General features: G+C 60.7%; 14 protein-coding genes and 1 riboswitch. Of the genes, 9 read left to right on the top strand and 5 right to left on the bottom strand.

All coding sequences use genetic code 11. The annotated features are described in order from the left end of the window. Window positions 1–155 precede the first annotated feature (155 nt). Window positions 156–2,612, bottom strand: a complete 2,457-nt coding sequence (fadE, locus tag G5134_RS08925) for an acyl-CoA dehydrogenase FadE (protein WP_065018701.1) — start codon at window positions 2,610–2,612, stop codon at window positions 156–158. Window positions 2,613–2,857: 245 nt separating this feature from the next. Here fadE and lpcA point away from each other — a divergent pair, with 245 nt between their 5' ends. The 3 genes from lpcA to G5134_RS08910 all read left to right on the top strand — a co-directional run bounded on the left by lpcA (window position 2,858) and on the right by G5134_RS08910 (window position 5,023). Continuing rightward, a complete protein-coding gene (gene lpcA, locus G5134_RS08920) occupies window positions 2,858–3,436 on the top strand; it encodes a D-sedoheptulose 7-phosphate isomerase (RefSeq protein ID WP_005299294.1) in 579 nt (192 codons plus the stop codon). 152 nt (window positions 3,437–3,588) lie between these two features. Then, on the top strand, window positions 3,589–4,368 hold the full coding sequence (locus G5134_RS08915) for a class II glutamine amidotransferase (protein ID WP_005299296.1): 780 nt from the start codon (window positions 3,589–3,591) through the stop codon (window positions 4,366–4,368). A 319-nt stretch (window positions 4,369–4,687) separates the two neighbouring features. Then, window positions 4,688–5,023, top strand: a complete 336-nt coding sequence (locus tag G5134_RS08910; RefSeq protein ID WP_005299299.1) for an Hpt domain-containing protein — start codon at window positions 4,688–4,690, stop codon at window positions 5,021–5,023. 51 nt (window positions 5,024–5,074) lie between these two features. On the opposite strand, the gene G5134_RS08905 is transcribed toward G5134_RS08910, so the two are convergent. Then, window positions 5,075–5,986, bottom strand: a complete 912-nt coding sequence (locus G5134_RS08905) for a gluconeogenesis factor YvcK family protein (protein ID WP_005299302.1) — start codon at window positions 5,984–5,986, stop codon at window positions 5,075–5,077. Between the two features lie 112 nt (window positions 5,987–6,098). On the opposite strand from G5134_RS08905, the gene G5134_RS08900 reads away from it, so the two are divergent. Further along, the gene (locus G5134_RS08900) at window positions 6,099–7,283 is read left to right on the top strand and encodes an FIST signal transduction protein (RefSeq protein ID WP_017786584.1); all 1,185 of its coding nucleotides are present in this window, start codon (window positions 6,099–6,101) and stop codon (window positions 7,281–7,283) included. A gap of 18 nt (window positions 7,284–7,301) precedes the next feature. Next, window positions 7,302–9,398, top strand: a complete 2,097-nt coding sequence (locus tag G5134_RS08895) for an ATP-binding protein (RefSeq protein ID WP_065018702.1) — start codon at window positions 7,302–7,304, stop codon at window positions 9,396–9,398. Window positions 9,399–9,628: 230 nt separating this feature from the next. Here the strand turns inward: G5134_RS08895 and G5134_RS08890 are convergent, their stop codons facing one another. The 3 genes from G5134_RS08890 to narQ all read right to left on the bottom strand — a co-directional run bounded on the left by G5134_RS08890 (window position 9,629) and on the right by narQ (window position 12,659). Further along, window positions 9,629–10,204 carry an LON peptidase substrate-binding domain-containing protein gene (locus G5134_RS08890; protein ID WP_005299312.1) on the bottom strand — a complete coding sequence of 192 codons (576 nt, stop codon included), beginning with the start codon at window positions 10,202–10,204 and terminating at the stop codon, window positions 9,629–9,631. 104 nt (window positions 10,205–10,308) lie between these two features. After that, window positions 10,309–10,947 carry a two-component system response regulator NarL gene (gene narL / locus G5134_RS08885; protein WP_005299317.1) on the bottom strand — a complete coding sequence of 213 codons (639 nt, stop codon included), beginning with the start codon at window positions 10,945–10,947 and terminating at the stop codon, window positions 10,309–10,311. Further along, a complete protein-coding gene (gene narQ, locus G5134_RS08880; RefSeq protein WP_005299320.1) occupies window positions 10,947–12,659 on the bottom strand; it encodes a nitrate/nitrite two-component system sensor histidine kinase NarQ in 1,713 nt (570 codons plus the stop codon). The genes narL and narQ overlap by 1 nt, the downstream gene beginning before the upstream one ends. Before the next feature lie 79 nt (window positions 12,660–12,738). After that, a riboswitch (molybdenum cofactor riboswitch) is annotated at window positions 12,739–12,878 on the top strand. Here narQ and moaA point away from each other — a divergent pair. The 4 genes from moaA to napA all read left to right on the top strand — a co-directional run bounded on the left by moaA (window position 12,866) and on the right by napA (window position 17,549). Further along, the gene (gene moaA, locus G5134_RS08875; protein ID WP_041203111.1) at window positions 12,866–13,861 is read left to right on the top strand and encodes a GTP 3',8-cyclase MoaA; all 996 of its coding nucleotides are present in this window, start codon (window positions 12,866–12,868) and stop codon (window positions 13,859–13,861) included. Its footprint overlaps the riboswitch before it by 13 nt. A gap of 248 nt (window positions 13,862–14,109) precedes the next feature. After that, the gene (gene napF, locus G5134_RS08870) at window positions 14,110–14,619 is read left to right on the top strand and encodes a ferredoxin-type protein NapF (RefSeq protein WP_065018703.1); all 510 of its coding nucleotides are present in this window, start codon (window positions 14,110–14,112) and stop codon (window positions 14,617–14,619) included. 29 nt (window positions 14,620–14,648) lie between these two features. Then, entirely contained in the window at window positions 14,649–14,912 is a 264-nt protein-coding gene (locus G5134_RS08865) for a chaperone NapD (RefSeq protein ID WP_017779249.1), read from the top strand. A gap of 147 nt (window positions 14,913–15,059) precedes the next feature. Further along, window positions 15,060–17,549 (top strand): nitrate reductase catalytic subunit NapA, encoded by a 2,490-nt coding sequence (napA, locus tag G5134_RS08860; protein WP_065018704.1) that lies wholly within the window; start codon window positions 15,060–15,062, stop codon window positions 17,547–17,549. Window positions 17,550–17,560: the final 11 nt, after the last annotated feature.

Here is a 17,560-nt window from a genome sequence, read left to right as displayed (position 1 = left end):
TGTTTGGGATCCTGTGCTTACATTAACTGCTTCACTAAGGATAGGAAACTTATTGGGAAATAAAATTTGATCTGTGAAATCTCTTTGTCGTCATCCTGATCCTGCCCCATAAAAAACGCCTCCACTTGGGAGGCGTTTGACTATCTATCAGGCGTTCAGGCGGCTCTGTGATAGGCCGATGGCTCGAACAGGGCCTTGTTGGCGACCAGCTCGATGGGATCAAAATCATCGACGTTGATGGTGCGCAAACGGCTCTCTTCGGCGCGACGCAACAGGTCCGCTTCGGTCTGGTTGAGTACCCCCAGCGTCAGGCCGGATTCTGCCACCTTGTCCAGCTGCATAAACGGACGCTTGATGCCGTCAGCCTTGCATACTTTCTCAAACAGCGGCTCGGCAGAGAGCACGTCGTCCAGCGCTTGCTCCAGCAGACCAAAGGGGTTGCCCTCTTCGCGGGTGAGATACTGACCCTGGGCCAGTCGACTGCGGGTTTCGCTCGGGGTTTGCAGCAGGCGGGCTACCTGGTTGTCCAGCTTGTCGCTCGGGCGTTTCAGGTCGCGGCCCAGTGGCAACACCACGGCGCGCAGGGCAAGGCCAATCCAGCGGTTCGGGAAGTTGCGCAACAGCTCGTCGATCGCTTCCTGTGCCTTGAACAGGGCATCCTGCAGTGCCCAGTGCAAGAGCGGCAGATCGGCGTGCTGGCGGCCTTCGTCCTGATAGCGCTTGAGGGCGCTGGAGGCCAGATAGAGCTGACTCAGCACGTCGCCGAGGCGGGCGGAGACCCGCTCCTTGCGTTTGAGCTCGCCGCCCAGAGTACCCATTGCCATGTCCGACAGGAACGCCAGGTTGGCGGAGAGGCGGGAGAGCTGCTGGTAGTAGCCCTTGGTCTGATCCTTGAACGGCGCGGCGGCGAAGCGGGCACCGGTCAGACCCAGCCAGAAGCTGCGCACCAGGTTGCTGATGGCAAAGCCGACGTGGCTGAACACCGCCTTGTCGAAGTCCTTGAGGGCCTGCTCCTGATCCGGGTGGCTGGCCGCCAGCATTTCGGGCAGCACGTAGGGGTGGCAGCGGATGGCGCCCTGACCGTAGATGATCATGCTGCGGGTCAGGATATTGGCCCCTTCCACCGTGACGGCGATGGGCGCGCCCTGATAGCCACGGGCCAGGTAGTTGTTGGGGCCCATGCAGATGGCCTTGCCGCCGTGGATGTCCATGGCATCGATGATGCACTTCTGGGCACGATCGGTGAGGTGGTACTTGACGATGGCGGAGATGACCGAGGGTTTCTCGCCCAAATCGATACCGGTCACGGTCAGTTTGGCGGCGGCGCCCATGATGTAGGCGTTGCCGCCGATACGGGCCAGCGGCTCTTCAATGCCTTCCATCTTGCCGATGGGCAGCTTGAACTGACGTCGGATGCGGCTGTAGGCGCCGCTCGCCAGGGCCAGCATCTTGACGCCGCCTGTGCTGTTGGAGGGCAGGGTGATGCCGCGTCCGACCGACAGGCATTCGACCAGCATGCGCCAGCCCTGACCGGCCATGGCCGGGCCGCCGATGATGAAATCGAGGGGGACGAACACGTCCTTGCCGCGGGTCGGGCCGTTCTGGAACGGTACGTTGAGCGGGAAGTGGCGACGGCCGATCTCGACACCCTTGATGTGGGTCGGAATGAGGGCGCAGGTGATGCCGAGCTCCTCTTCGTCACACAGCAGGTGCTCGGGATCACGCAGCTTGAAGGCGAGGCCCAGTACGGTGGCGATGGGGGCAAGCGTGATGTAGCGCTTGTTCCAGGTCAGGCGCATGCCGAGTACTTCTTTTCCTTCCCACTCGCCCTTGCAGACGATCCCGAAGTCGGGGATGGAGCCTGCGTCAGAGCCCGCTTCCGGGCTGGTGAGGGCGAAGCAGGGGATCTCCTTGCCGACCGCCAGACGCGGCAGGTAGTAATCCTTCTGCTCATCGGTGCCATAGTGTTGCAGCAGTTCGCCCGGGCCCAGCGAGTTGGGCACGCCGACGGTGGAGGCGAGCACGGCGCTGGCGCCGCACAGCTTTTGCAGCACGCAGGACTGGGCGTAGGCGGAGAACTCCAGGCCACCGTATTTCTTCTTGATGATCATGGCGAAGAACTTGTTGTCCTTCAGGTATTGCCACACCTCGGGGGAGAGGTCGGCCCGCTCGTGGGTCACCTCCCAGTCGTTGACCATGCGGCACACCTCTTCCACCGGGCCGTCAAGGAAGGCCTGCTCTTCGGCAGAGAGAGTGCTGACCGGGATGGCGTGCAGCTTTTTCCAGTCCGGGTTGCCGGCAAACAGGTCGGCTTCCCACCAGGTGGTGCCCGCCTCAATGGCCTCTTTCTCGGTGCGGGACATCTCCGGCATGATGGACTTGTAGAGTTTGAACAGCGGCTTGGTCAGTTGATTGCGACGAAAATCCACCAGATTGAGGGGAATGGCGATCACCGCAAACAGTACCCAGACCAGCAGGGGAACGTGGCCATAGAGGGTGCCGGCAATCAGGGCTGCCGCCGTGGCCAGCGTGGAGGTGAACAGAGACGCCCGGCGATAAGCCATGGCGCCGATCACCAGGATCACTCCGAGCAGAGTGAGGGTCGTCGTCATTTTTCGCTCCTTGCATGAGTTGCCGAAATTGGGTGAACTGGGGGTTAACTGATCCAGAGGTCTGACCTGTTGGATATGGCCTCTGTTGTAATTCATACGCACAAACTTATCAAGCTGTTTACAAGCTTGTTACCTTGGCTCTGTGATCGGCATAACGTAGTGCCGGCGCCATCTTGACGGGCGGGGGGCGACTCCGGGATTGGCTTGTGCGACAATGGCGCCGCCCATATTTTGGAAGAGACATCATGTACCAAGAACTGATCCGCAATGAATTGACCGAAGCTGCCGGCGTGCTCCAGGCGTTCCTGGCAGATGAGCAAAATCTGAAGAACATCGAGGCCGCCGCCAAGCTGCTCGCTGACTCCTTCAAGCAGGAAGGCAAGGTACTCTCCTGTGGCAACGGTGGCTCCCACTGTGACGCCATGCACTTTGCCGAAGAGCTGACTGGCCGTTATCGCGAGAACCGTCCCGGCTATGCCGGCATCGCCATCTCCGATCCCAGCCACCTCTCCTGCGTTTCCAACGACTTTGGCTACGACTACGTCTTCTCCCGCTATGTGGAAGCGGTCGGCCGTCGTGGCGACGTGCTGCTCGGCATCTCCACCAGCGGCAACTCCGGCAATATCCTGAAGGCCATCGAGGCGGCCCGTGCCAAGGGCATGAAGGTAATTGCACTGACCGGCAAGGATGGCGGCAAGATGGCCGGTCTGGCCGATGTGGAGATCCGGGTGCCGCACTTCGGTTATGCCGACCGCATTCAGGAAGTGCACATCAAGGTGATCCACATCCTGATCCAGCTGGTCGAAAAAGAGATGGCCAAGTAAGGATGTGATCCCGCGCCGGAACCGCTGAATCCTGCGGGTTTATGTTCCGGCCGGCGTGATCCGGTGCAAGAGGTCGGCCGGCAGAGTTCTGAATCCCCGCCGGGCGACCCCTTGAACGTGCGACGATCAAGTAAGCAAGGAGCCCGCAGCCTATGTGCGAACTGCTCGGCATGAGTGCCAATGTGCCGACCGATATCTGCTTCAGTTTCACCGGCCTGATGCTGCGCGGCGGCAAGACGGGACCCCACAAGGATGGCTGGGGCATCACCTTCTACGAAGGGAAGGGCTTTCGAACCTTCAAGGATCCCGAACCCAGCGCTCAGTCCCCCATCGCCAGGCTGGTGCAGGCGCTGCCCATCAAGAGCCGCGCCGTGGTCAGTCATATCCGCCAGGCCAACCGTGGCTGTGTGTCGCTGGAAAATACCCACCCTTTTACCCGTGAACTGTGGGGCCGTTACTGGACCTTTGCCCACAACGGTCAGTTGACCGGCTACAAGAAGCTGGCCACCGGGCGACACAGGCCGGTGGGGGATACCGACAGCGAGCACGCTTTCTGCTGGTTGCTCGAGCGGCTGGAGCAGAAATACCCCAGGCGCCCTGCCAATTTCCCCGCCATGTTCCGCTATCTGGCGACCCTGTGCGACGAGCTGCGTAGCCTCGGGGTATTCAACATGTTGCTGTCGGATGGGGAGTTCGTGATGACCTATTGCAGCAACAACCTCTACTGGTTGACCCGGCGAGCTCCATTCGGGGAGGCACGTCTGCTGGATGAGGATGTCGCCATCGATTTTCAGAGCGAGACGACCCCGAACGATGTGGTGACCCTGATTGCCACGCGGCCGCTGACCGGCAATGAAGACTGGGTCAGGATGGCGCCTGGCGAGTTCAACCTGTTTCGGCTGGGTGAGCGGGTATCTGCCGATCAGAAGTGATAACACCCTGATCTCAATGTAAAAAAATACCAGGGTAGAATCCTACCCTGGTTCTTCGCAGCAGCCATACAGGCAAAAGGGATGAGAGAGGTGTTGCTGAGTCGCATCATTCTCACGGCCGTCATTGTTATTTAATTGTTAATTTATTGGCAACCATTATGTTGCAATTCGGCCATCTATTGTCTGGTTAGGCGAGCTCGATCACGTTTTTCATCCTATGCCCCGTGCGGGTCTAATTGTTGGTAGGGAAGCAGACGTGACGGTACCATGCCGGGCATCTATAGTATGGTCTGTTTGAATACCACGGGAGGATGATGAAATGGAGTGGCTGGATCAGAAGGTATTGCGACAGTTGGCGGAAGATATCGGCCAGGAGATGATGCCGGTGGTGATCTCGGTGTTTATCGAGGAGGTGGGCGAGCAGCTCACTCAACTACGCCCGCTCTATGAGCGTCAGGACTGGACGGCTCTGGCCCGGCTTGCCCACAGCATGAAGTCTTCTTGCGGCAGTTACGGTGCTCAAGTCAGCTATCAGCAGGTGATGGCGCTGGAGCTCGCCTGCAAGCAAGCGGATGGGGCCGAGGTCGCCCGTCTGCTCAACGAGCTGGAACAATCTCTGCCTCAGGTGCTCTCCCACCTTGCCAACTACCATTGAGCCCGGGAAGCCGGCGCATGGGCGCCGGACTTGCCGGACTCCACCTGCCCGCTAGCGTTGATTGACCAGTTGCTGGATCACCCTGTCCAGGGCCAGTTTCAGTTTCAGGCGATCATGGCGATGGGGCAGCGCGGCTTCACCCAGATCGGCCTGGATCAACCTGCCAGCCAGTTCAGGTTGGTACTCTCCTGCAGGAGCAAGGATGGCATCGAGCCGTCCCGTACCGACCCGTGATTCCAGCCAGCGCCACTGATCGAGCAGGCTGAGCTGGCCAGCCGGGCCATTCTCCGCCACCAGATTGCAGATGAACACCAGCATGGCGTTGCTCTCGTTGATGGCCTGCGCCACTTCCGCCAGCAGCAGCGGGGGCATGATGGAGGTGAGAAAACTGCCGGGCCCCAGAATGATCATGTCGGCCTGCTCCAGCGCCTGTACCGCCTCGCGGGTGGCCGGAACCTCGGGGCTCAGGCTGAGTGAGAGCGGCGGGGTATCGAGCTGATCGATGGAGACTTCCCCCAGGATCTGGTTGCCACAGACGGTGTGGGCACACAGGTCGGTGGGAAATTCAGACATGGGTAACAATTGTGACTCTATTTTCAGCATGTCGCTGATGAGCTTGATAGCATCAAGAGGGCGCACGCAGAGGTTGTCGAGTGCCAGCAGCATCAGGTTGCCGAGGTTGTGGCCGGCCAGTTCACCACGACCGGCGAAGCGATACTCGAACAGCAGGCTGCCGATGCTGGGATCGGTGACCAGTTGATTCAAACAGTTGCGCAGATCACCCCAGGCGATACACTCCTGGCTCTTGCGCAGTCGGCCGGTGGAGCCGCCATCATCCGTGGTGGTGACGATGCCGGTCAGGCGCGATCCCAGGAACGAGAGGGACGAGAGCACGCGGCCCATGCCATGGCCGCCACCGATGGCGACGACCCGGTCAAAATCATTGATGTTCTTTTGCCACATGCGGCTGTCCTGCGGTTGGTCTCGATTGAGAGCATTCTAGTCGATGAAACGGGATAATTGTTTGATTAAGGTATGATTTTTGCTTACCCCCAGCATCATGCACAACTAGGAGATGGTGTTGAACTTTCTGACGGCTCACTCTCTTGAAGAGACCTCCCTGCTGGCTGCCCGACAGATCAGTGAGCGGCTGCTCGCTCAATCACCCGATTCCCCTTCGCTGTTGTTGGTCTATTTTACTCAGGCTCATGATGCCGAGGAACTGCGTCATCACTTCAAACAGCAGTTCCCGTCGTCCCGGCTGATCGGTTGCAGCTCCTGCGGCGGGGTCATGACCCAGACCGGCCACCATGCCCGCCAGGGGCGGGGGGTGGCGGTTGCGGCCATCTACGATGACAAGGGCGCCTACGGTGTGGCGGGTCAGGCGGGGGCTGCCGTCGATGTGCGCCAGCTGCTGCGCAGCGCCATTGCTGACGGGGGTCGCCCCGGTGAATTGCCGCAGCTCATCTTGTTGCATGCAAGCCCGGGCCAGGAGGAGGCGATGCTGGAGAGCATCGAAGCCGAGCTGGGTACAACGGTGCCGGTGGTCGGCGGCTCCGCCGCCGACAACAGCGTGAGCGGGGAGTGGCAGTTGTGCTGGGACGAGGGCAGTACTCGCGAGGGGGTGGTGCTGGCGGTGCTCTATCCCGATTGCCAGCTGGCGTTCCAGTTCCACTCCGGCTATGTCCCCACCGAACAGCGCGGCATCATCACGGCGTTGGCAGGACGTGAGATCCTCACCATTGACGATGAACCGGCCGCCACCGTCTATGCCCGCTGGACTGGACGCACGACGCCCTGGCCGGTGGGGCCCATCCTGCGGGAAACCACCTTGTCTCCGCTGGCCAGGCAGGTTGGCACCCTGGATGACATGCCCTATTACAAGCTCTCCCACCCCGAAGCCGTGACAGAAGGTGGCGGATTGCGCCTCTTTACCGATACTCAGGTCGGGGAGCGGTTGCTGCTGATGTACAGCAGCCAGGAGGGCCTGTTGCAACGCTGTCTGAATGCGACCCGCATCGAGCCAGAGTACGGCATGGCCACCGAGATGCAGCCGTTTGGTGCCCTCGTGATCTTTTGTGCTGGTTGCCGCTTGGCTCTTGGTGATAGCTTATGCCAATTTGTCGATCAATTTCATACCCGGCTGGGGGACATCCCCTTCATCACCCCGTTCACCTTCGGTGAGCAGGGGCGTCTGCCACACGGTGAGCTGGCACACGGCAACCTGATGATATCGAGTGTGATCTTTCTCGACAGCTGACACTGTGCTGGAAACAAGATGATTGGTAATACGGAACTGGAAGCCCTTGGCGACAAGCTGCAGACCACCCTAGTGGAGCTGGTGCGCTGTCGGGAGCGCGAGGCTAAATACCGGCAGGAGTCGCAAACCCTGCTGTGCGGGGTAGCCACCCTGGCCGATGCCCAGACGCTGGAGCAGGTGCTGGACAGCCTCATCCAGGTGCTGAAACCCTTCATCGGCTTCGAACACGCGGATGTGGTGGCCTGGGAGGGCGAGGGGGGGCTGACCCACCTCAGCACCCAGGAGGGGGAGGTGGGTCGCCCCTGGCAGCTGACTCCTATCTTCTCCCGGGCTATCGAGGGGGAGACTCTGGTCATCTATGACCCGACCCAGTTGCCCGAGCTGGCGCCGCTGGCTGATGTGACGGGCTGGGCCAGCGTCATGATGACGGGGCTGCGGGCCCCCGGTTTCTCCGGCGTGCTCATCTGCCGCCACTCCCTGATGGGCACCTTCGATCTCAAGAGCAAGGCCGCCATGCAGCGCTGCCGGCCGCTCATCTCCCAGGCATTGGTCAACATCGCTTATCGGGCCCGCTTGCAGGAGCAGGTTGAACTCAAGACCCTGGCGTTGCAGGCGGGTGAGCTGCGTTTTCGCAGCTTTGCCGGCATGGCCTCCGACTGGTTCTGGGAGACGGATACCGAGCACAGGCTGAGCTACGTCTCGGCCCCTGGCCAGCAGGAAGAGATGCTGGTGCATCAGACTGGCCAGAGTCTCTACGACTACGCCTATGACAGGCGGGATCCCGAATGGGGCAAGTACCGCCGGCTCATCGGCCTGCACCTGCCGGTACGGGCGGTGCGGGTGCAGGTCAGCCTGGCGCGGGGGCCGCGCTGGATGGAGATCAACGCCGAACCCTGTTTCGACGCGGCCGGTGTTTTCATCGGCTATCGGGGCACGGCGCGGGATGTGGGCAACCAGATCCGCCGTGAGCAGGAGCTGGCCAGGGCGCGGGACGAAGCGGAAGCAGCCAACCGTGCCAAGTCGCAGTTTCTGGCCATGATGACCCATGAGATCCGCTCTCCCATGAACGCGGTGCTGGGCATGCTTGATCTGCTGCAACACGCCCAGCTCGAACCCCAGCAGCAGACGCTGCTTGGCCATGCTACCCATGCGGCGCGCCTGCTGCAGACCATCATCGACGACGTACTCGATTTTTCGAAGATTGAGTCTCACACCCTGGAGTTTCACTGCGAGACGCTGCAGCCGGCCCAGCTCTGCAAGTCCCTCATCGAGCCATTGCTGGCGCGGGCTGTCGCCAAGGGCATCGATCTGCGCTGGCAGGTTGATGAGGCCGTGCCGGCCCAGTTGCAAGGGGATCCGGTGCGCCTCTCTCAGGTGATCAGCAACCTGCTTGGCAACGCGGTGAAATTCACCAGCGCGGGTCGGGTGTTGTTGCAGCTGGAGTGGCATGATCAGCAGTTGCGGGTGACGGTGACCGACACCGGGATCGGCATCTCGGCCGAGGATCAGGCCCTGCTGTTTGAGCCCTTCTCCCAGGTGGACAGCTCGGCGACCCGCCGTTTCTCCGGCACCGGACTGGGGCTGGCCATCAGCAAGCGGCTGGTGGAATTGATGGGGGGCAGCATCCATCTGCGCAGTGCCCCCGGCGAGGGCAGCTGTTTCTGGTTCGATTTGCCGGGCATGGCGCTGCCATGCGAGTGCAGCAGCCGACCCGAGCCGGATCAGCAGCCCATTCAGGCTCTGGATGTGCTGGTGGTGGAGGACAGCCCGGTCAATCAGCTGGTGGTCTCGCTCATGCTGCAGAAGCTGGTGAGCCGGGTCAGAGTGGCCGCCAACGGACTGGAGGCGCTGGCGCAGGTCGCGCAGCAACAGCCGGATCTCATTCTGATGGACATGCGGATGCCGCAGATGGATGGACTGGAGGCGACCCGCCGCTTGCGGGAGCTGGGTTACCGCATGCCCATAGTGGCGCTGACGGCCAATGCCATGGCGGAAGACAGGGCCCGTTGCCTGGCGCAGGGCATGGATGACTTTTTGGCCAAGCCCATCAGTCTGATGCGGCTGCGAGAGTGTCTGCAACGCCATTTTCATCCCGCATCAGCGAATCGCAGCTAAAAAAAATGGTCAACCTGGGTGGTTGACCAATTCTTCAGCAAATACTGAAGAGAGCACGGGATAAATCGGGTTGTACGATTCTATATGAAAAAGTCATGCCAACTTTTCAGAACCGGTTTTACAGGGCTTGCAGCGCGATTATCGGTTTTTATTGCGTCCTGAAATTTGCAAAATGCGAAATTGACATTTTCATTATCGGAATGTTTGCATTTTGCAAAGCCCGAATTGACTCACTGTGCGATCAGTCGGCGCAAGAATTGACGAGCCGCTTCGCTATTTTGTTTGGCAATCAACATCTGCTTCTCATAGATCGGCATCGGCAGGATCTCGAGCCAGCGTTGGCAGAGCCAGGCTGCATCGTCAAACCGCTTGTCCGGATAGAGCTCGTCGAGCTCCGGATATTGTTCGAACACTTCCTGCAACCGGGTGACCAGCGGCTTGTCGCTGAAATTGGAGTGGGTGCTCGGCCAGTTGGGCAGGGCCTCGACCTTGGCCCGGCGCAGACCCAGCTCGTCCGTCTCCATCTCGTGGATGCAGAATCGTTCCATGCCGAGCACGGTGACACCGAGCAGGCCGTCATTCAGGGTGTAAAAGTCGGTGACTTTGACCCGGGTGCCGACCGGCAGGATCCGACCCGACTTGCCCGAGGTGGTTGCCTCTTCCATCACGATGCCAAACCCCTGGTCATTGATGAATGACTCTTTGAGCATCTGCAGGTGGCGCGGCTCAAACAAACGCAGAGGAAGCTTGCCACCAGGCAGGATGTGGGAAGGCAAGGGGAACAGTGCCAAAGGTTGAAGTTTCATGTTCCATCCTCCATTCAGTTGTTACTGAACAGGACAATGCAGCGACTGTGCCAGAGGATAAAAAAAGCCACCGGACGGTGGCTTTGGCTGGGTAAAAAGGGGGCTTAGTTACGCTGCTCCAGGTACATGACAGCCGCTTCCACGCGGCTTTGCGCCTCGAGTTTCTTGAGCAGGCTTTTGACGTGAACCTTGACCGTGCCTTCGGAAATATGGAGCACGGAGGCGACCTGTTTGTTGGAGAGGCCCTTTGCAATTTCACGCAGGATTTGCATTTCGCGACGCGTTAAGCTCTCCAGCTTCTGCTGCAGGTGATCCAGCTCGTAGATGTTCTCTAGGTAGGGGCGCAGCGGTTCGCTCAGGATCTGCTTGCCGGTCATCACGTCTGCCAGCTGGGCCAGCAGCATATCGGGTTCGGTGTCCTTGAGCAGGTAGCCGTCGGCGCCGGCCTTGAGCAAGGCCACCACATCCTGACGGGCATCGGAGACGGTCAGGATCACTACCCGGGAGGTCACCTCCTCGGCGCGCAGCGCCTTGAGGGTGTCCAGGCCCGAGAGACCTTTCATGTTGAGGTCGAGCAGGATCAGGTCCGGTTCGGACTCCTTGGCCATGGCGACGGCGTCGGTACCATTGGAAGCTTCACCGACGACCTCGATGTTCTCTTCCAGTGCCAGCAGTTGCACAATCCCTTTGCGCATGAGGGGATGGTCATCCACGACCAGAACACTATATTTCATCTCGTCCATCAGGCGTCTCTTGTTAGGCTGGTGGGAAAGGTCAGATGTACGCAGGTGCCTCTGGGCGGCCTTTCGCTGATGGTCAGCAGGCCATGCAGCTTGTTGGCACGCTCGTTCATGATGCTCAGGCCGTAGTGGTTGACCGCCGAGCTTGCGATCCCTATTCCGACACCATCATCTGAAATCTGAACCTGGATGTTACCATCGGCGAGGGTCTCACAGCTAACATCAATCACTTGTGCGCTGGCATGTTTGATGGCATTGAGGACTGCCTCACGGATCAGCTGCAAAATGTGAATGTGCTGACCCGCCTCTAGGTCGGTATCGGCCAGACCGTAATGGAGCCTTATCTCGGCCTGGGTCTGCGGCTTGAGCTGCTCCAGCATCACCTTGATGGCTTCGCCGAGATTGGCGTCACCAATGCTGAGGCGGAAGGTGCCGAGCAGCTCGCGCAGCTGGGTGTAGGCGCTGCCAAGCCCCTCGTCGATCTGCTGCATGGCGGCTTCGGCCTTGGCGGTATCCCCCTTGGCAAACGAACGCTTGAGCAGGGTAGCCTGGATCTTGAGATAAGAAAGAGCCTGGGCCAGAGAGTCGTGCAGCTCGCGGGCGATGACGGCCCGCTCTTCCATCAGCAGCAGGCGCTGGTGTTGCAGCAGGGTCTGATCCTTGTGCAGCACCTGGGCCAGCAGCATGGAGAAGTTCTTCATCAGCCGCTCGTCGATGGGGTGGCTGCTGATGACGTCGAGCCGGCCATACTCCTGCTCGTCCATCTGCAGATAGAAGCTGACCACCGCCTCCAGATCGCCGGGCCAACCCTTGCGGCCGGTGATGTAGTCCGGCATGGCGTTGTGCTCGAAACGGGTCAGCCGGATGTAGTCGATGTGCTGGTGGGCCGCCGCCCGCTCCAGCAGCTTGAGCAGGGTGCGCCGGCTCAGCGGCGCCGCGTGCAGCTTCTGGGCTGTGCTGTAGAGGAAGGAGAGGGTGTCGTTGGCCTGCTGCAGCTTGGCGGTCTTCTCTTCCACCTTGCTCTCCAGCTCCCGGTAGAGCTTGCCGAGCTCGTCGGCCATGGTGACGAAGGCCCCTGACAGCTCCCCCAGTTCGTTTTCGCAGCGGGGGGGCAGGGTCAGATCGAACTCCTGGCGCTGGATCTGGCGGGCGCAATAGACCAGCTGGTTGAGCGGGGCCACCACCTGCTGGCGGGTAAAGCGCACCGTGAACCAGGCGATGGTGATGATGGAGAGCAGCCCCAGCCCTTCGGCCAGCGCCAGCATGCGCACCTTGAACTCCACGTGATACTGCATCTGGTTGACGAAGTCATCGATGGCGGCGACAAACTGCTCTGTGTTATCCGTATAGCGCCGCGGGGTGGCATTCTCGATGTGCTCGCGCATCACCTGCCACTGCTGCAGCACCTCGCCGTAGGTGCGACGCAGGGAGGCTGGCGTGATCCAGCGCTGGGTCTCCTGCAGCTCGGCGGCGTGCAGGGTCTGCTCGAACTGATCGAGCCGGCTCAGCACCTGCTGGCCCTGCTCAATCTCGTAGGCCATCCGGTAGGCCTGCATCCGCAGGGAGCCGGAGAGGTTGATCGCCTTGGCATCGGGCACCGAATAGAACAGGGTCACCATGGCCACCACGGCGATAAGGCTCGCCATGAACAGGATGAGCACCATGGAGCGCCCGATGGCGCTGCTGACCGAATGTACTTTGAACCACTTTCCCATGCCGGCTCTCTTCCTTCACTGCAGACAATAACCCCACAAAGTAGCATGGGAGTGTACTCCAACTTGTGCTAGCATCGAAAAACTAGATGAACTCCGAGCGGTTTTGCCTAAGTCCTCATGATAGGGGGAAACCGCCGTCAGCCGATGTTCGAGCTGTAAGGGTCAGGAAAGAAATGCCCTGGCCTCCCGTATTTGGAAAGGTGTTTATGTCGCCACTGCAAGATGGTTTTTCCCGTCGTTTTTACTATTTGCGCCTGTCGGTCACCGACGTGTGCAATTTTCGCTGTACCTACTGTTTGCCGGATGGCTATCGGCCACCGGCCGGTGGCAAGGCGGGGCGCCAGCCCTTTCTCTCTCTCGAAGAGATCCGCCGCGTCGTCGGTGGCTTTGCCGCCATGGGCACTCGCAAGGTGCGTCTGACCGGCGGGGAACCCTCCCTGCGCCGGGACTTCACCGCCATCATAGAGACGGTGGCCAATACCCCCGGCATCGAGAAGGTGGCCATGACCACCAATGGGTATCGTTTGAAAGAGCGTGCCAAAGAGTGGTTCGATGCGGGTCTGACCGCCCTCAACGTCAGCGTCGACAGCCTGGATCCGCGCCAGTTCCACCAGATCACCGGCGAGAACAAGTTGGCTGAGGTGATGGAGGGGATCGAAGCTGCGCTGGCCGCCGGCTTCAAGTCGGTCAAGATCAACGCCGTGTTGCTCAAGGGTCTCAACGACCATCAGCTGGATGCCTTCCTGGCCTGGATCCGGCACCAGCCCATCGAGCTGCGTTTCATCGAACTGATGCAGACCGGCGAGATGGATACCCTGTTTCGCGATCATCACGCCAGCGGGGCGCTCATCAAACAGCGTCTGCTCGATGCCGGTTGGTTGCAGCAGCTGCGTGGCGACGACGATGGCCCCGCCCAGGTATTCATGCATCCGGAGTCGATGGGCGGGGTCGGGCTCATCATGCCCTACAGCAAGGATTTCTGTGCCGGTTGCAACCGGCTGCGGGTCTCTTCCCTCGGCAAGCTGCACCTCTGCCTGTTCGGCGACCACGGGGTGGAACTGCGTGATCTGTTGACGGATGACGGCCAGCAGGATGAATTGCAGCAGCGGATCCGCAGCGCCCTTGCCGGCAAGGCGGCGACCCACAGGCTGCACGAAGGCAATGCCGGCATGACCCCGCATCTGGCCTCCATCGGTGGCTGAGCGGCCTCGCTCGAAAAAATAGCCATCGATTAATAAGCAATCCTCAAATGGGGGTATTTTGTCTTGCCCCCGTTGTTCTTTCCTGCGCCAAGGGTTTGATCCAGCGCAAGAATCCCCCCTGTTTATCTCCCTGGTGGTATATCCCTGAACTTGTCAGGGCCGCAATATACACCCACTCTTATAATAGGTATTGAAAATACCTGTCATGGGACTCACTCGTGCGCCATCACCTGCAACAAGGAGCCGTTATGCCGGATGGGGTCAACCTGTCGCGTCGCAGTCTGTTTCGGGGTCGTCTGACATCGAATGAACCTCGGGTGCAACTGCCCTGGTCCGTCGCCTGGTCCGATTTTGCCGCCGACTGCACCCGCTGCGGTGACTGTCTCACGGCCTGCCCGGAGCAGATCCTGGTCAAGGGCGATGGCGGTTTCCCGACCGTGGATTTTCTGCGCGGTGAGTGCACCTTCTGTGGGGAGTGTGTCGCCGCTTGCAAAATGCCGATATTTCGTCCGACCACGGAGGCGCCCTGGCAATACATCGCCCATATTGAAGCCAGCTGTCTGGCTCAGGGTCAGGTGTTCTGCCAGCGCTGCCAGGACAGCTGCGAGCCCCGGGCGATCCATTTCTCCCCCGTGCTGGGCCGGGTGCCGACCCCCAGCATCGAGGCTGCAGCCTGCACCGGTTGCGGTGCCTGTGTGAAGGATTGTCCGGTCGGCAGCATCCGGGTGGGAGCCCCCGCCAGCGAGGAGTCCAGATGAAGCAAGATGTGTGTGAAGCAGGAGCCACAATGAAACAAGAGTTCCATGTATCGAGCCTGGTGGTGCTGACCCAGCCCTCCTTGCGTCATCGGCTCGCAGAGCAGATTGCCACCCTCGAGGGGGCCGAGATCCATGCAGTCAGTGATGAGGGCAAGCTGGTGGTGACCCTGGAAGGCCCAAGCCAGCGGCCCATCATGACGGCCATCGACGCCATCAATGCGATGCCGGGCGTGCTGTCCGCCGCCCTGATTTACCACCAGTTCGATGAGCTCGATGCCCAGTGCAAGGAGTAGTGCCATAAGGCCGAGCCTGCGTGACTCATCATGATGGCCGCCATGGATGCACAGAAAAACGACGCCAGGGTTCTAGTTCGCCGCCCTGAGCCAAAACCAGTTCGATACACTCGACAACTTACGCGATAAGCAATGTGAGGATATGCCATGAAGCTGAGTCGACGCGACTTTATGAAGGCCAACGCGGTGGCGGCAGCCGCTGCCGTGGCTGGTGTCAGTGCCCCCACGCTGGCGGCCAATCTGATCACCAGTACCGACAAGACTGCCATCACCTGGGACAAGGCGCCGTGCCGTTTCTGCGGTACCGGCTGTTCCGTGCTGGTGGGTTCCCAGGATGGGCGTGTCGTGGCGACCCAGGGCGATCCCGATGCACCGGTCAACCGCGGTCTTAACTGCATCAAGGGTTACTTCCTGTCCAAGATCATGTATGGTCAGGACAGGCTGACCCAGCCCATGCTGCGCATGACCAACGGCAAGTTCGACAAGAACGGCAACTTCGCCCCCATCAGCTGGGATCAGGCCTTCGACATCATGGCCGAGAAGTTCAAGGCCACCCTGAAAGAGAAGGGCCCGACCGCCGTCGGCATGTTCGGCTCCGGCCAGTGGACCGTGTGGGAAGGCTATGCCGCCGCCAAGCTGATGAAGGCCGGTCTGCGTACCAACAACCTGGATCCCAATGCCCGTCACTGCATGGCGTCCGCGGTCGTGGGCTTCATGCGTACCTTCGGCATGGATGAACCCATGGGCTGCTACGACGACATCGAGCAGGCCGACGCCTTCGTGCTGTGGGGCTCCAACATGGCCGAGATGCACCCCATCCTCTGGTCGCGTATCTCCGATCGCCGCCTGTCCCACCAGGACGTGCAGGTACACGTGCTCTCCACCTTCGAGCATCGCAGCTTCGAGCTGGCGGACAACGGCATGGTGTTCACCCCGCAGACCGACTTGGCGATCCTCAACTACATCGCCAACTACATCATCCAGAACGACAAGGTGAACTGGGAGTTCGTCAACAAGCACACCCAGTTCCGCAAGGGCACCACGGATATCGGCTACGGCCTGCGTCCCACCAACCCGCTGCAGCAGAAGGCCAAGAACCCGGACAACGGCGACTCCACCCCGATGAGCTTCGACGACTTCGCCAAGTTCGTGGCGGATTACGATCTGGAGTCCGTCTCCAAGCTCTCCGGCGTCTCCAAGGACAAGCTCGAGAAGCTGGCCCAGCTCTATGCCGATCCGAGCAAGAAGGTGGTCTCCTACTGGACCATGGGGTTTAACCAGCACACCCGCGGTGTCTGGGCCAACAACCTCTGCTACAACATTCACCTGCTGACCGGCAAGATCTCCCAGCCGGGTTCCGGTCCCTTCTCCCTGACCGGTCAGCCCTCCGCCTGCGGTACCGCCCGTGAAGTGGGCACCTTCGCTCACCGTCTGCCGGCCGACATGGTGGTGACCGAACCCAAGCACCGCGCCATCGCCGAGAAGATCTGGAAGCTGCCGGAAGGGACCATCCCGGAGCAGGTGGGCTATCACGCCGTGCTGCAAAACCGCATGCTCAAGGATGGCAAGCTCAACGCCTACTGGGTGATGTGCAACAACAACATGCAGGCCGGCCCGAACATGAACGAAGAGGGGCTGCCCGGTTATCGCAACCCGGCCAACTTCATCGTGGTCTCCGACCCTTACCCGACTGTAACTGCCCAGGCGGCCGACCTCATCCTGCCGACCGCCATGTGGGTGGAGAAAGAGGGGGCCTACGGCAACGCCGAGCGTCGCACCCAGTTCTGGCACCAGCAGGTGAAGGCACCGGAAGGGGCCAAGTCCGATCTGTGGCAGCTGATGGAGTTCTCCAAGCGCTTCACCGTGGAAGAGGTGTGGCCGGCGGAGCTCATCGCCAAGATGCCGGAAGTGAAGGGCAAGACCCTGTTCGACGTGCTCTATGCCAACGGTCAGGTCAACCAGTACCCGAAAGAGCAGAGCAAGGGGGCGCTGAACGACGAGGCAGAGCACTTTGGTTTCTACGTCCAGAAGGGGCTGTTCGAAGAGTACGCCACCTTCGGGCGCGGTCATGGCCACGATCTGGCGCCGTTCGATCAGTATCACGAAGCCCGTGGCCTGCGCTGGCCTGTGGTGGACGGCAAAGAGACCCTGTGGCGCTATCGCGAAGGGTTCGACCCTTACGTGAAAGCGGGCGAGGGGGTGCGTTTCTACGGCAAGCCTGACGGCAAGGCGGTGATCTTCGCGCTGCCCTATGAGCCGGCCGCCGAGGCACCGGACAAAGAGTACGACATGTGGCTCTCCACCGGTCGCGTGCTGGAACACTGGCACACCGGCACCATGACCCGCCGGGTCCCCGAGCTCTATCGCGCCTTCCCGGATGCGGTACTGTTCATGCACCCGGAAGATGCCAAGGCTCGCGGCGTGCGCCGTGGTGAAGAGGTGATCGTCTCCTCCCGCCGTGGCGAGGTGAAGACTCGGGTCGAGACCCGCGGTCGCAACCGTCCGCCCAAGGGACTGGTATTCATGCCCTTCTTCGACGCGAGCCAGCTGGTCAACAAGCTGACTCTGGACGCCACCGATCCGCTCTCCAAAGAGACGGATTACAAGAAGTGCGCCGTCAAGGTCGTCAAGGCATAAGGCGGGGAGCG

Origin of the sequence: Aeromonas sp. 600276, assembly GCF_049175815.1 — a bacterium.
Lineage (GTDB): Bacteria > Pseudomonadota > Gammaproteobacteria > Enterobacterales > Aeromonadaceae > Aeromonas > Aeromonas dhakensis.
Note: the sequence above shows the minus strand (reverse complement) of the source record. Positions and strands in the feature narration are given on the sequence as shown.